The following is a 15,063-nucleotide window of genomic DNA, read 5'->3' on the forward strand; positions in this document are numbered from 1 at the left end:
GAGGCGGAACTCGTGAACACGTTGCCGGTGCAGCAGTTGGTGTCGAGGGTCGCCGAGGCCCGGCCCGAGGCGATCGCCGTCGTCCAGGGGGCACGGCGCCTCAGCTACCGGACGCTGGTGCGCCGGGCCGAGTCGCTGGCGGTCCGGCTGCAGAAGCTGGGAGTGTCCCGCGGCGACCGGGTCGTGCTGGCCACGACCCGGTCGCCCGAGATGGTGGTGGGCATGCTGGCCGTGCTCCGGGCGGGCGCGGCGTACATCCCGGTCGACCCCGGCTATCCGGCCAAGCGGCTGGAGTTCCTGATCGGGGACGCCGGCGCCCGCCTGGTGCTCACCGAGCCGGAGGTGCGGCCCGGCCTGCCCGGCCTCGACTGCCCCGCCGTCGACATCCCGCGTGAGGACGACGGTGGGCAGGAGCGGCCCGTCCCCGCCGCCGCGGACGGGTCCGACGTCGCGTACTGCATCTACACGTCCGGCTCCACCGGCCTGCCCAAGGGCGTGGAGATCCCGCACGAGGGCCTGTCCAACCTGGTCGCCTGGCACCGGGAGACGTACGGGCTGACCCCGGCGGACCGCACCACCCAGATCGCGGGCACCGCGTTCGACGCCTCGGTGTGGGAGATCTGGCCCACGCTCACCACCGGCGCCGAACTGCACCTGGCCACCGAGGGACACAGCTCGGCGGCCGAGCTGGTGGAGTGGCTGACCGGGGCGGGGATCACCGTCTCCTTCCTGCCCACGCCACTGGCCGAACTGGTGCTCGCCGAGGACTGGCCGGCCGGCACCCGCCTCCGGTATCTGCTCACCGGCGGCGACCGGCTGCACCGCCATCCGCCCGCGGGGCTGCCGTTCACACTGGTCAACCACTACGGTCCGACCGAGTGCACCGTCGTCGCCACCGCGGGCGAGGTGCCCGCGGGCGCGGAGGGTCGCGAGCCGTCCATCGGGCGGCCGATCCGCGGTATCGAGGCCCGGCTGCTCGACGACCAGGGCTCGGACGTGCCCGACGGCACCGAGGGCGAGCTGTACCTGAGCGGCGCCGGCCTGGCACGCGGATACCTGAACCGCCCGGAGCTCACCGCGGAGCGCTTCGTCACCCTGGGCCCCGACGGCACCCGGTACTACCGCACCGGGGACCTCGCCGTCCGGAACCCGGACGGCAGTCTGCGGTTCGTGGGCCGGGCCGACGGCCAGGTGAAGCTGCGCGGCTTCCGGATCGAACTCGGCGAGATCGAATCCACCCTGTGCACCCACCCGCGGATCACCGGCGCGGCGGCCGCCCTGCGCGAGGACGTCCCCGGCGACGCGAGGCTGGCCGCCTACCCGGTGTTTCGGCCCGGCACCTCCCTGTCCGCCGCCGAACTGCGTTCCTGGCTCGCCGAACGGCTCCCCGGGCACCTGGTTCCCACCTCGTTCACGGCACTGGACGCGCTGCCGCTCACCCGCAACGGCAAGGTGGACCGCTCGGCCCTGCCGGCCCCCGCCCAGGACCGTGACGCGCTGGCCGGCGCCTACGTGGCCCCGGCGGAGGGCGTCGAGGCCGAACTGGCGAAGCTGTGGCAGGAGGTGCTGGGCGTCGACCGGGTCGGCGCGCTGGACGACTTCTTCGTCCTGGGCGGCAACTCGCTGTCGGCGGTCCGGGTGACGGGACGGTTGCGCGAGCACTACGCCGTCGACCTGCCGCTCACCGCGGTGTTCGCCGAGCCCACCGTCCGGGGGCTGGCCCGCGCGGTGGCCGCCGCACCCCGGCAGGACGCCGAACGGCGTCAGCCGCGGACCCCGGACCGTTCCCGGCCGCTGCCGCTGTCGCCGTCCCAGCGGCGGATGTGGCTGATGAACGGGCTGGACGACTCCGGCACCACCTACAACGTGCCGCTCGCCTTCGACCTGCGCGGTCCGCTCGACGAAGGAGCGTTGCGGCAGGCCCTGCGCGCGGTGGTGGAGCGCCACGAGGCGCTGCGCACCGGCTTCGTCGTCGAGGCGGGGACGCCCCTCCAGGTCGTCGGTGCCGTACCGGAGATCGATTGTCCCGTGGTCGAGGTCGGCAACGACGAGGAGCAGCTCCGGCGCGCGGAGCGCATCGCCCGGCACCGCTTCGACCTCACGACCGGTCCGCTGATCCGCTGCGAGCTGCTGCGCCGCGGGGCCCGGCGGCACGTCCTGCTGGCCGTCGTCCACCACATCGTCTTCGACGGCTGGTCGCTCGGCGTGTTCAGCCGCGACCTCGCCGACTGCTACGAGGCGGCCCTCGCCGGACGCGCACCGGCGCCGCCCCTGGCCGTGCAGCCCGCAGACATCACCGAGCAGCTTCAGCGCGCGGCGGACGAGGCGTCCGAGGGCCCCCACGCGGAGTACTGGCGCAGCACGCTCGAGGGCGCGCCGCAGGACCTCGGACTGCCCACCGACTTCGTCCGCCCGTCCCGGCCGACCAACCGGGGCGGCCGGGAGAGCGTCGACATCGGGCCGGAGGCGCTGGGCTCGCTGCGGGCCCTGTGCCGGGCCGAGGGGGTCACCCTGTTCATGGGCCTGGCGGCGCTCTGCCAGGCGTACCTGAGCCGGATCACCGGCAACGAGGACGTGGTCATCGGCAGCCCGGTGGCGGGCCGCAACGCGTCCGGCAGCGAACCGCTGGTCGGCTGCTTCATCAACACGCTGCCGCTGCGCACCGATCTGAGCGGCGAGCCCGGTTTCCGCGACCTGCTGCACCGGGTCCGCCACGTCGTGCTGGGCGCGTTCGAGCACCAGGACACGCCGTTCGAGCGGATCGTGGAGCTGGCCGCGGCCGGGCACTCCGCCGACCAGAACCCGGTCTACCAGGTGGTGTTCGCCCTGGAGGACGCCCACCGCGCGGAGTTCGGCTTCGGCGGACTGAGCGCCACCGTCACCGAACTGGACGCCGGCACCGCACGGGCGGACCTCAGCTTCTCCGCCACCCCGTACGGCAACGGCCTGCGGCTCACCGCCGAGTACCGCTCCGACCTGTTCGCCCCGGCCACCGTCCGCAGGACGCTCGCGACACTCGGCACGCTGCTCGACGGTGCGCTGGCGGAGCCGGACCGGCCGTTCACGCTGCTGCCGCTGCTGGGCCCGGACGAGTACCGCGACCAGGTGCACACCTGGAACGACACCGCGCGGCCCTTCGAGGACACGGCGACCGTGCACGAGCTGGTCGAGCGCAGGGTGGACGCCGACCCGGACGCCGTCGCGGTGGTGTTCGAGGACCGCGCCGCGCTGACCTACGGGGAGCTGGACCGCCGCGCCAACGCGCTGGCGCACCGGCTGCGCGCGCTCGGCGTCGGCCGGGAGACCCTGGTCGGGCTCTGTGTGGAGCGCTCGCCGGACCTGGTGGTCGCGGTTCTCGCGGTGCTCAAGGCCGGCGGCGCGTACGTGCCGCTGGATCCGGCCTACCCGGCCGACCGGCTCGCCTTCATGCTGGCCGACAGCGCGGCTCCGGTCGTGGTGACCCAGTCCGCGGTGCGCGAGCGGTTGCCGCAGACCTCGGCCGCGGTGGTCGAGCTGGACACGGACACGGCAGTGGACAAGATGCCCGCCACCAGGCCGGCGCCGGTCTCCGGGCCGGCGGGGCTCGCATACGTGATCTACACCTCCGGTTCCACGGGACGGCCCAAGGGGGTGCTGATCGAACACCGGTCGGTCTGCAACTTCATGGCCAACGTCCAGCAGATGTTCGGCCTCGGCCCGCACGACCGGATCCTCCAGTTCGCCTCGCTGAGCTTCGACGTCTCGACGTTCGAGATCTTCGGAGCGCTGACCAGCGGCGCCCGGCTCTGCCTGGCCCGGCAGGAGACCCTGCTCTCGGTGCGCGCGCTGAGCCGGTTCATGACCGAGCAGGGCATCACCGTGATGGACATGCCGCCCGCGGTGATGAAGCTGCTGCCCGGACAGGAGTTCCCGGCGCTGCGCGTCGCCTTCGTGGGCGGTGAGGCGTTCTCCGGAGGCCTGGTCGACGACTGGTCGGTGCCCGGCCGGCGGTTCATCAACGGGTACGGGCCCACCGAGGGCACCGTGACGGTGATCGCCGAGGAGTGCGGCCCCGGCGCGTACGAGGGATCGCCGCCGATCGGACGGCCGATGGGCAACATGCGGGCCTATGTGCTCGACCGGCGGCAGCAGCTCCTGCCGACCGGGGTCCCCGGAGAACTGTGGATCGGCGGTGCCGGACTGGCCCGCGGCTACCTGGGGCGCCCGGAGCTGACCGGCGAGCGGTTCCTGCCCGACCCGTTCCTGGCCGATGAGGACGCGCGGATCTACCGGACCGGCGACCTGGTCAGGCTGCTGCCCGACGGCCGGCTGGACTTCCTCGGCCGGGTCGACGACCAGGTGAAGCTGCGCGGTTTCCGGATCGAGCTGGGAGAGGTCGAAGCCGTGCTGACCGAGCACCCCGGGATCTCCTCCGCCGCCGTGCTGCTGCGCGAGGACAAGCCGGGGCACCCGAGGCTGGTCGGGTACGCGGTCCCGGCGGACGGCGCCCTCACCGCGGCCGAACTGCGCGCCCACCTGGCGGACCGGCTCCCGGCGCACATGGTGCCCGACGCCTTCGTCCTGCTGGAGAGCCTGCCGCTCAGCCCCAGCGGCAAGATCGACCGCCGCTCCCTGCCGGCCCCCGCCGCGGCGGACCTCACGGCGGCCCGTGCCGTCGTGCAGCCGCGCAACCGCCGCGAGCGCACGCTCGCCGAGCTGTGGTGCAAGCTCCTGCAGGTCCCGGAGCTCGGCATACACGACAACTTCTTCGAACTGGGTGGCAACTCGATCGCCGCGGTGCAGCTCGTGTGGGACATCCACAACAGCTTCGGAGTGGAGCTCCGGCTCCGCGAGGTGTTCGACCACCCCACCGTGGCCTCGCTCACCCCCCGCATCGAGGCGGCCATGCTCGCCGAGCACGCCGCCCGAGCCTCGTCCGCCGTGGACCCGAAAGGCAGCGTCCGATGACCGAGAACCTCTCCGAGCTCTCCGCCGAGGAGCGCGAGCGGCTGCTCGACCTGCTCCAGGACGAGGCAGCCGACGCCCCGTCCGACCGGATACCCGCGGCGGCGGGCGAAGGTCCCGCCCCGGCCTCGTACGCACAGCGCCGCCTGTGGTTCGTCGACCGCTTCGACCCCGGGAACCCGGCCTACAACGTGCCGCTGGCGGCCCGGATCCGTGGTGACCTCGACCTGGACGCGCTGGCTGCGGCGCTGCGGATGGTGGTGGACCGGCACGACGTGCTGCGCACCACCTTCCGCGAGGCCGACGGCGGGCCGGTGCAGGTCGTCGCCGAGCCGGGCGAGGTCGAACTGCCCGTCCTGGACGCGGAGCGGACCGGACCGGTCGACGAGTGGATCACCACCGAGACGCTCCGCGTCTTCGACCTGACCGAGGGCCCGCTGCTGCGCGCGGCGGTGCTGCGGGAAGCGGCCGACTCGCACGTGCTGCTGCTGGTGGCCCACCACACGGTGGTCGACGGCTGGTCGCTGGGCGTGGTGATGCGCGAACTCGGCGCGTTCTACGCGGAGCTGAGCGCCGGCCGGACGCCCGAGCCGGGCGAACCCCCGGTGCAGTACGCGGACTTCGCCTCCTGGCAGCGCCGCCGCCTGGAGGACGGCGAGCACACCGGGGACCTGGCGTACTGGCGCGAGGCGTTGCACGGCGCGCCCCCGGTGCCGGCGCTGCCCCAGGACGGCCCGGTGCCCGGCACCGAGCGCTACGCCGGAGAGGTGCGCTCGGCCCGGGTGGCGCCCGGGACGCTGACCGGCCTGCGCGCGCTGGGCGCCTCCTCCGGCGCCTCCACGTTCATGATCGTGCTCGCCGCGTTCCAGCTGCTGCTCGGCCGGCTGGCCGGCACCGGCGACGTGGTGGTCGGCGTGCCCACCGCGGGCCGCTCGCGCCCCGAACTCGCCGGCTCCGTCGGCTGCTTCCTCAACACCCTGGCCCTGCGCGCGGATCTCGGCGGAGAGCCGACCTTCCGCGGCCTGGTCCAGCGGGTCGGCCGCTCCACCCTCGCCGCCTACGAGCACCAGGAGCTGCCCTTCGAGCTCCTGGTGGAGGAACTGCGGCCGGAGCGCAGTGCCACCCACACTCCCTTCTTCCAGGTCATGTTCAACCACACCAACACGGTGGAGGCGACGGACCGGCTGGGTCCGCTGCCCCTGGAGTTCCTGGAGCTCTCCCGGCCGCCGGCCAAGTTCCCGCTCACCCTCTACGCACGGGAGACGGGTGAGGAACTGGTGCTGGAGGCGGTCTTCCAGACCGCGCTCTACCACCCGGAGCGCATCGCCCACCTCCTCGGCCAGCTCGTCCGGCTGCTGGAGCAGGCGGTCGCCGCCCCCGACACGGCGGTCTCCCGCTACTCGCTGGTCCTCCCCGGGAGCGAGGGGGCCCTGCCCGATCCGGCGGAGCCGCAGAAGGCCGAACTCCAGCCCACCGTGCGTGAACTGGTGTACGCGCAGGTGCGGCGCACCCCCGGGGCCGCGGCTGTGGAGTGCGGCGGGCAGCGCTGGAGCTACGCCGAGCTGTGGGAGCGGGCGGAGGCCATCCGTACGTCCCTCGGCCTGGACCCGGACGGCGCCGAGCGGCCCGTGGTCGCGGTCTCCGGGCGCCGCAGCCCGGCGCTGGCCGCGGCGATGCTCGCCGTGCTCGCGGGTGGCGGCGTGCTGGTCTCGGTCGACCCGCTGCTGCCCCGGCTGCGGCAGCAGAGCCTCCTGAGCCGGTCCGGGGCCACGCGGGTGGTCCTGGTCACCGCACCGGAGGACGGCGAGGACTCGCCGCTGCGCCGCGACGGAATGGGAGTCGTCGAGGTGCCCCGGGACACCGGACGGCCGCTCGGCGCGCCCGGACCGCACGAGCCGGGCCGGACGTACGGCAGCGAGGCCGGATACCTGTTCTTCACCTCCGGCACCACCGGCGTGCCCAAGGGCGTCCTCGGCCGTGAGAGCGGACTCACCCACTTCCTGACCTGGCAGCGGGACACGTTCGGTGTCGGTCCCGGCGACCGCACCGCCTTCCTCACCGGACTCTCCTTCGACGTCGTGCTGCGGGACCTGCTGCTGCCGCTGGTCTCCGGCGCCACCCTGTGCGTCCCCGAGCGGGGCGACGCACTGCTGCCCGGCGCCCTGCTGGGCTGGCTGGCGGAGCAGCGGATCACCGCCCTGCACACGGTGCCCGCACTCGCCACCGCCTGGCTCGCGGAGCACCCTGCGGACAGCCCCGGACCCAGCGCCGTGCGGCTGGTCTTCTTCGCGGGCGAGCCGCTCACGGACGCTCTGGTGGCGCGCTGGCGGGCGACCTGCCCGGGCAGTGCGGTGGTCAATCTGTACGGCCCGACCGAGACCACCCTCGCCGCCTGCTCCTGGACCGTGCCCGAGCGGCCCGCGGCCGGCGTGCAGCCGGTCGGCCGCCCGCTGCCCGGAGGCCAGGCCCTGGTGATGAACGAGTCCGGGACCCGCTGCGGGATCGGTGAGGTCGGGGAGATCGTCATCCGCACGCCGTACCGCAGCCTCGGCTACCTCGCCGCCGAGGAGGCGGAGACCGGCGCACGCGCCGCCTGGCAGCCCAACCCCGCAACCGGCGACCCCGAGGACCTGCTCTATCACACCGGTGACCTGGGCCGTTACGGGCTGGACGGCACACTGGAGATCCTGGGCCGCAGGGACCGCCAGGTGAAGATCCGCGGGGTGCGGATCGAACCCGACGAGGTGGCGGCCGTGCTCGCCAAGCACCCGGGCGTCCGTCAGGCGGTCGTCGCGGCCAGGTCCGTACGGGACGGCGAGATCCTGCTGACCGCCTACGCGGTGGCCGCCACCGAACCCGCCCCGACCCCCGCCCAGCTGCGCGGCTACCTCGGCAAGCGGCTCCCCGCCGCCGCCGTGCCCGCCGTCTGCCTCTTCGTGGACGCCGTACCGGTCACCGCCAACGGCAAGACCGACTGGGCGGCGCTCCCGAAGCCGGAGGCAGCGGTCGAGGAGGAGTGGGTGCCGCCCCGCAGTGGCACCGAACAGCGACTGGCCGCAATCGTCGCCGAACTGCTCGGCGTCGACCGGGTCGGCGCGCACAGCGGCTTCTTCGCCCTCGGCGGCCACTCGCTGCTCGCCATGCAGCTGGTCTCGCGCATCGCCGACACCTTCGGGGTCACGCTGCCGCTCAAGGCGGTGTTCGAGAGCCCGACCGTGGCCGGGCTCGCCGAGCTGATCGACGCGGAAGCGGTGCGCCCCGATGACGACTGAGCACCCGGCCGCCCCGGACCACCCCGCCTCGCTCGCCCAGCGCCGGCTCTGGTTCGTCGACCGGCTCACACCAGGGAGCTGCGCCTACACCGTGCCGGTCGCGGTACGGATCCACGGTGCGCTCGACCAGGAGGTGCTGCGGGCCGCCCTGGACGGGATCGTCGCCCGGCACGAGGTGCTGCGCACCACCTTCCACCTGGTCGACGGCGAGGTGACGCAGCGGGTGCGTCCCGCACGGCCGCTGCCGCTGGCCGTGCACGACCTGACCGGGGAGCCCGACGCCGAGCGGCTGGCGGACGAGGCGGTGGACCGTGCCTCCCGGCAGGTGTTCGACCTGGCGACCGGACCGCTGTTCACCGCCGAGTTGCTGCGGCTCGGTCCGGCGGAGCACGTGCTGTCGCTGGTCGCGCACCACATCGTGGTGGACGGCTGGTCGCTCGGCCGGCTGCTCTTCGAACTGCAGGTCCTGTACGCGGACCTCGCCGCCGGGCGCCCCGCTTCGCTGCCGCCGCTGCCGCTGCAGTACGGCGACTTCGCCCGACGCCAGCGCGGCCGGGCCGGCTCGGATTCCGGTGCGCGCGAACGCGCCTACTGGCGCACCGCGCTGGAGGGCGCTCCACCGGTGCTGGAGCTCCCGGCCGTCCACCCGCGTACCGCCGCCGCGACCGGGAGCGGGCCGGGAGCGCTGCGCTCGGCGCGGCTTCCGGCCGGACTCGCCGAGGACCTGGCCGAGCTGGCGGAGCTGCACGGCAGCACGCTGTTCATGACCCTGCTGACCGCCTTCGGCGTGCTGCTGCACCGGTACACCGGCCGCACCGACCTCGTGGTCGGCACCCCGGTGGCCGGACGGCTCAGCGCCGACGTCGAGCCGATGATCGGCTGTTTCATCAACACCCTGCCGCTGCGGATCCGGGTGGATCCGGAGCGGACCTTCGGGGAACTCCTCGGCGAGGTCCGCGAGGTGGCGCTGGGCGCCTACGACCACCAGGCCCTGTCGTTCGAGGAGATCGTCGACACGGTCCACCCGGACCGGTCCGCCGGACTCGCCCCGCTGTTCCAGGTGATGTTCGCGGTCAACAACACCCCGCCGCCCGCCGCCCCACGGGGTCCGCTGCGCCTCGAACCGCTGCCCGCCCGGCGCAGCGAGGTGAAGTACGACCTCAACATGTCGGCCGCGTCCACCCCCTCGGGGATCGACCTCGCGGTCGAGTACCGCACCGACCTCTTCGACGAGGCATGGGTGGACCGGTTCCTCGCACAGCTCCGCACCCTCCTGCACGCCGTGGTGGAGGACCCGGCCGGACCCGTCGGGGACCTCCCGGTGCTGCCCGCGGCCGAACGCCGCCTGCTGCTGCACGAGTGGAACGCCACCGGCACCGGCCATCCGCCCGTGAACGCCGTGCACGAGCTGATCCACCGGCAGGTGGACCTGACCCCCGAGGCCGTGGCGCTGTCCTTCGAGGGCACCGGGCTGACCTACCGGGAGCTGGACGGCCGCGCCAACCGCCTGGCCCGCCATCTGCGCACGCTCGGCGTGGGGCGGGGCGACCGCGTGGGCCTCTGCCTGCACCGTTCGACGGAGCTCGTGGTCGCGCTGCTCGCCGTGCTCAAGGCGGGCGGCGCCTACGTGCCGCTCGACCCGGACCACCCCGAGGAGCGGCGCGCGTTCCTGTGCGAGGACGCCGGGACGGAGGTGGTGCTCACCCATGCCGCCGCCCGCGACCGGGTGCCCCCGGCCGCCCCGCTGGTGGTGGACCTGGACGCGGACGCCGCTGCCCTCGCACCGTACGCGGAGACAAGACCCGAGCCGGTCAACGAGCCGGACGACAGCGCGTACGTCATCTACACCTCCGGCTCCACCGGAACGCCCAAGGGCGTGGCCAACAGCCATCGGGGCATCGTCAACCGGCTGCGGTGGATGCAGGACTGCTTCGGCCTGGCCGGTGACGACACCGTGCTCCAGAAGACGCCGTACAGCTTCGACGTCTCGGTCTGGGAGTTCCTCTGGCCCCTGATGACCGGTGCCCGGCTGGTGGTCGCCCGTCCCGGCGGCCACAAGGACCCTGGCTACCTGGCCGGCCTGATCCGCGCCGAGCGGGTCACCACCGTGCACTTCGTCCCCTCCATGCTGGAGGTGTTCCTGGAGACGGAGCAGGCCGGGGAGCTCACCTCACTGCGCCGGGTGGTGTGCAGCGGTGAGGCGCTGCCCGCCGCCCTGGCCCGCCGCTTCCTGGCCGAGGCCGGGCACTGCGGCCTGCACAACCTGTACGGCCCCACCGAGGCGGCCATCGACGTCAGTCACTGGCAGTGCCGTCCCGGGGAGCCCGGCCCGGCCGTCCCGATCGGGCGCCCGATCGCCAACACCCGCCTGTACGTGCTGGACGAGCGCGGCGCCCCGGCGCCGGTCGGCGTGCCCGGCGAACTGTGCATCGCCGGCGTACAGGTGGCGCAGGGCTACCTCAACCGCCCCGAGCTCACCGCCGAGCGTTTCGTCGCGGACCCCTTCCACGGCGGCCGGATGTACCGCACCGGCGACCTGGCACGGTGGCGGCCGGACGGCGCGCTGGAGTTCCTGGGCCGACTGGACGACCAGGTGAAGCTGCGCGGTTTCCGGATCGAACTCGGTGAGGTGGAGGCGGCGGCCCGCGCCGTGGACGGAGTCCGCAACGCGGTCGCGGTCGCCCGGGACCAGCGGCTGGTCGCCTACGTCGCAGGCGACCGGGAGCTGGTCGACACCGCGCGGCTGCGAGCGGCGATGGGGCGCACCCTGCCCGAGTACATGGTGCCGGAGGCCGTGGTGTGGCTGGACGAGATCCCCCTGTCGCCCAACGGCAAGGTGGACCGCAAGGCGCTGCCCGACCCCGGCGTGGTCACCGACGAGAGCGGACAGGTGGCCGCCCGGGACGGTCTGGAGCTGGCGCTGGTGGCCCTCTGGGAGGACGTCCTCGGACGCCGCCCCATCGGCGTCACCGACGACTTCTTCCAGGTGGGCGGAACCTCGCTGCGTGCCGTGCGGCTGCTGTCCCGGGTGGCCGCCGAGCACGGCCGCGAGCTGCCGCTCTCCTCGCTCTTCGCCGGCGGGGCGACCATCGAGCGGCTGGCGGCCGAACTGCGTGAGGGCCGGTCCGCCGCCTGGTCGCCGATCGTGCCCATACGGGCCGCCGGCTCCCGGCCGCCGCTGTTCTGCCTGCCGCCCGCGGTCGGCAACGCGCTCAGCTACCTCGATCTGACCCGTCACCTCCCCGACGACCAGCCGGTGTACGGCCTGCAGTCCTTCGGCCTGGACGCCGGGCAGCAGCCCGTGGACCTGCTGGAGGAGGCGGTGGAGCACTATCTGGACGCCATCGTCGGCGTGCAGCCGGAGGGTCCGTACCACCTCGTCGGCTTCTGCATCGGCAGCGTGGTCGCGTACGCGGTCGCCCAGCGGCTGCGCGGGACCGGGCGCGAGGTGGCCTCGCTCACCATGCTCGACGGCGGGCCGCCGAACCTCGGCAACGGGCTGGAGGAGGCCGACGAGGCCGACCTGGCCGCCTGGTTCGGCTGGGAACTGGGCCGGGCCGCCGACCGGCGCCTGGAGATCGACCCGGCCGCGCTGCGCGGGCTGCCGCCGGAGCGGCTCACCGAGGAGCTGCTGGCCCGGGCGGCCGCCGCGGACGTACTGCCCCCGGACACCGCGACCGGCCAGCTCTCCCGGCTGATGGCGGTGTTCAACGCCAACGTCCGCGCGGTGCGCCGATATCCGCTGAAACCGTGGGAGGGCCCGCTGACGGCCGTACGCGCGGCCGAGGAGCGCCAGAGCCCGGTCGCGGGCTGGCAGCGGCTGGTCGGCCGGCCGCTGAAGATCCACGACGTGCCCGGCGACCACTACACCATGATGCGACCCCCGCACGTGCCCCGGCTCGCCGAGCTGCTGGCCCGGGCGACCGACCCCGAGACCCCTGGTAGTGACCGGTGACCATCGAACAAGCCGCCGCGGCGACCGATCGGGCCGCCCGTCCACTCGCCGAACGGGCGCTGCGCGTGCGGCAGCACATCGTCGCGATGACGGCCAGCCCCGAGGGGGCGCACATCGGCGGAGCACTGTCCGCCGCGGACATCCTGACCGCGCTGTACTTCGACGTGCTGCGCATCCGGCCGGAGGAGCCCGACTGGCCCGGACGCGACTACTTCGTGCTCAGCAAGGGGCACGCCGCCGCCGGCCTGTACGCGGTGCTCGCCGAGCGCGGCTTCCTGCCCGTCGAGGAGCTGGACACCTACGCCCGCAGCGGCAGCCGCCTGGGCGGCCACCCGCTGCGGGCGGTGCCCGGTGTCGAGTTCCCCACCGGCTCCCTCGGCCACGGACTCGCCCTGGGACTCGGGCTGGCCCTGGCCGCGCGGAGCGACGGCAGGGACAACCGGGCCTACGTCCTGCTCGGCGACGGCGAGCTCCAGGAAGGCAGCGTCTGGGAGGCCGCGGACGCGGCGGCCCGGCTCGGCGTGGACAACCTGACCGCCGTGGTCGACCGCAACCGCCTGCAGATCAACGGCAGTTCGCACCGCGATGCGCTGGCCGGCCGCTGGCGGGCCTTCGGGTGGCGGGCCGTGGAGACCGACGGGCACGACCTGGGCGCGCTGAGCGCCGCCCTGCGCGAGCCGCCGGCGGATCCGGGCGTGCCCACCGTGCTGCTCGCGGACACCGTCAAGGGGCGCGGTGTGCCGTTCCTGGAGAACCGCGCCAAGGCCCACTACGCGTTGTTCTCCCCCACGCTCAGGCACCGGGCCCTCAAGGCCCTCGCCGCCTCCGGACGGGAGAAGGGCCGATGACCGCCGAAGCGCCGGACCTCGCCGGGACGACGGGCCGGGACGCGTTCCGCCGGGCCCTCACCGAGCACGCCGGAGAGAACCACCGGATCTGGTGCTGCGACTCCGACATGGGCGGCGTCGCGGAGGGCTTCGGCGCCACCCACCCCGACCGGTACGTGGACCTGGGCATCGCCGAGGCCACCCTGATGACCACGGCGGCGGCCCTCGCCGCCGCCGGCAAGATCCCGTTCGCCCACACCATGGCCTCCTTCGCCGCCCTCCGCGCCGGCGAGCAGGTCAAGGTGGACATCGCGTACAACAACCTTCCCGTGCACATCGCGGCCACCCACGGCGGACTCTCGGGCGGGCACTTCGGGCCCACCCACCAGTCCCTGGAGGACATCGCCGTCATGCGGGCCCTGCCCAACATGACGGTGGTCGTCCCCAGCGACTCGGCCACCGCCGCCCGGCTGGTCCCGCTGCTGGCCGGGCTTCCCGGCCCCAGCTACGTGCGGCTCGGCCGGCGTGTCACCGCACCCGTCGGCCCGGTCGGCCGCCCGTTCGCCCTCGGCCGGGCCGAGGTCCTGCGCGAGGGCGAGGACGTGACCCTGGTGGCCTGCGGACCGCAGCCGGTGCTCGCCGCCCTCGGTGCCGCCGACCGGCTCGCCGCCGACGGCCTCGGCGCGACCGTCCTGGACATGGCGACCGTCAAGCCGCTCGACGTCGCGGCCCTGGTGGCCGCCGCCGAACGCACCGGCCGAGTGATCACCGTCGAGGACCACAGCATCGTCGGCGGCCTCGGCAGTGCCGTCGCCGAGGCGCTCGCCGAGCACCGGCCCGTACCGCTGCGCCGGATCGGTGTGCCCGACCGGTTCTGCGACCGGGTGGGCGGCCACGAGGAGCTGCTCGCCCACTTCGGCATCACCGGCGAGCGGGTGCACCAGACCGCCCTCGCCCTCTACAAGGGAGTTGACGAACTGTGATTTCCGCCCGGCTGCCCCGCAGCTACGACCCCGCCCGGCTGGCGGAGGACCTGGACCGGCTGCGCGCGCTGCCGCAGGCCCCGCAGCCCGGCCCGTACCACGACGGCGAATGGACGGGCGTCGACCTCTACGCCCAGGGCGGCGGCAGCGGACCCGCCCCGCACCTCGAACCCTTCCTGCCCACCCCGGCGCTCGACCACGCCCCCTACCTCGCCGAGCTGCTGGCCGGCCTGGAGTGCCCCAAGCTGATGGTCCGGCTGCTCACCCTGCCTCCGGGTGCCGACATCGGCGAGCACAACGACGCCGGCTGCAACCCCCAGTTCGGCTCCCTGCGGCTGCACGTGCCGATCCGGACCCACCCGGACGTGGTGATGGTCGTCGACGGCGAGCGGATGCGCTGGCAGCCGGGCGAGCTGTGGTGGGGGGACTTCTCCAAGCGTCACTGGCTGCGCAACGACAGCGAGGTCACCCGGGTGCACCTGGTGATCGACGTGCTCATCAACGACTTCGTACTGGGGCTCTTCCCGCCCGCACTGGTCGCACGCTGGCGCGAGGAGGGCACGGGGATCTCCGTGTACCGGCCGCCGCTGCCCCGTGACGACGGCGCGCTGGAGCGCTTCGCCGGCGGCTTCCTGCTGCCGAACCAGCTCATGCCCCTGTTCGGCGGGGGGAAGGGACTGGAGACGCTGGTCGGAGGAGCGGCCGCCGAACTCGCCCCGCGGGACGGGCGCCTGGTCGTCAGCCTGAACGGCGAACCGGCCTGCGCGCTGGAGCGGGTGGGGGAGAGCACCTTCTCGGTGGTGGGCCAGCCGTCCGGCGTCACCTGGGAGTTCGACGACTCCGGGCTGCCCACGGTGGTCGTCCGGGGAGTGCCGGAGGACCTCTACGCGGCCCAGCTCGGCTTCCAGCGCGGCCCGATCGTCCCCGAGCAGCGCTTCTCCCTGCAGCGGGTGGCGACGCCGATCTCCTGAGCGGCGGCGAGCGCCGGTGAGCGGCGGCGGACCCCGGACGCGCGTCTGCCGCCGCTCACCACACGGCCCCGCCGGGACCCGGTAGCCTGCGCGGCGGGCAGCGGAACCAAG

At 74.2% G+C, this 15,063-nt stretch carries 6 protein-coding genes; all 6 read left to right on the forward strand.

The window, feature by feature from the left end; genetic code table 11:
- Positions 1–12: 12 nt before the first annotated feature.
- The 6 genes from ABZ920_RS16060 to ABZ920_RS16085 are packed head-to-tail and all read left to right on the forward strand — an operon-like array spanning position 13 to position 14,952.
- Positions 13–4,947: an amino acid adenylation domain-containing protein gene (locus ABZ920_RS16060; protein WP_361504293.1), complete on the forward strand. Its 4,935-nt coding sequence runs from the start codon at positions 13–15 to the stop codon at positions 4,945–4,947.
- Positions 4,944–8,216 carry an amino acid adenylation domain-containing protein gene (locus ABZ920_RS16065; RefSeq protein WP_361504296.1) on the forward strand — a complete coding sequence of 1,091 codons (3,273 nt, stop codon included), beginning with the start codon at positions 4,944–4,946 and terminating at the stop codon, positions 8,214–8,216. Before ABZ920_RS16060 ends, ABZ920_RS16065 begins: the two co-directional genes overlap by 4 nt.
- Positions 8,206–12,171, forward strand: a complete 3,966-nt coding sequence (locus ABZ920_RS16070) for an amino acid adenylation domain-containing protein (protein ID WP_361504299.1) — start codon at positions 8,206–8,208, stop codon at positions 12,169–12,171. Before ABZ920_RS16065 ends, ABZ920_RS16070 begins: the two co-directional genes overlap by 11 nt.
- Positions 12,168–13,019 carry a transketolase gene (locus ABZ920_RS16075; RefSeq protein ID WP_361504302.1) on the forward strand — a complete coding sequence of 284 codons (852 nt, stop codon included), beginning with the start codon at positions 12,168–12,170 and terminating at the stop codon, positions 13,017–13,019. Before ABZ920_RS16070 ends, ABZ920_RS16075 begins: the two co-directional genes overlap by 4 nt.
- The gene (locus ABZ920_RS16080) at positions 13,016–13,981 is read left to right on the forward strand and encodes a transketolase C-terminal domain-containing protein (protein ID WP_361504305.1); all 966 of its coding nucleotides are present in this window, start codon (positions 13,016–13,018) and stop codon (positions 13,979–13,981) included. Before ABZ920_RS16075 ends, ABZ920_RS16080 begins: the two co-directional genes overlap by 4 nt.
- Complete coding sequence (locus ABZ920_RS16085) at positions 13,978–14,952, forward strand: aspartyl/asparaginyl beta-hydroxylase domain-containing protein (RefSeq protein WP_361504308.1); 975 nt, start codon at positions 13,978–13,980, stop codon at positions 14,950–14,952. Before ABZ920_RS16080 ends, ABZ920_RS16085 begins: the two co-directional genes overlap by 4 nt.
- Positions 14,953–15,063: the final 111 nt, after the last annotated feature.

This window comes from Streptomyces sp. NPDC046831 (assembly GCF_040645305.1).
Classification (GTDB): Bacteria; Actinomycetota; Actinomycetes; order Streptomycetales; family Streptomycetaceae; genus Streptomyces.

What these genes read in the sequence shown, in the direction of transcription:
- ABZ920_RS16065 (WP_361504296.1), top strand. Translation starts at nt 4,944, where the DNA reads ATGACCGAGAACCTCTCCGAGCTCTCCGCCGAGGAGCGCGAGCGGCTG.
- ABZ920_RS16070 (WP_361504299.1), top strand. Translation starts at nt 8,206, where the DNA reads ATGACGACTGAGCACCCGGCCGCCCCGGACCACCCCGCCTCGCTCGCC.
- ABZ920_RS16080 (WP_361504305.1), top strand. Translation starts at nt 13,016, where the DNA reads ATGACCGCCGAAGCGCCGGACCTCGCCGGGACGACGGGCCGGGACGCG.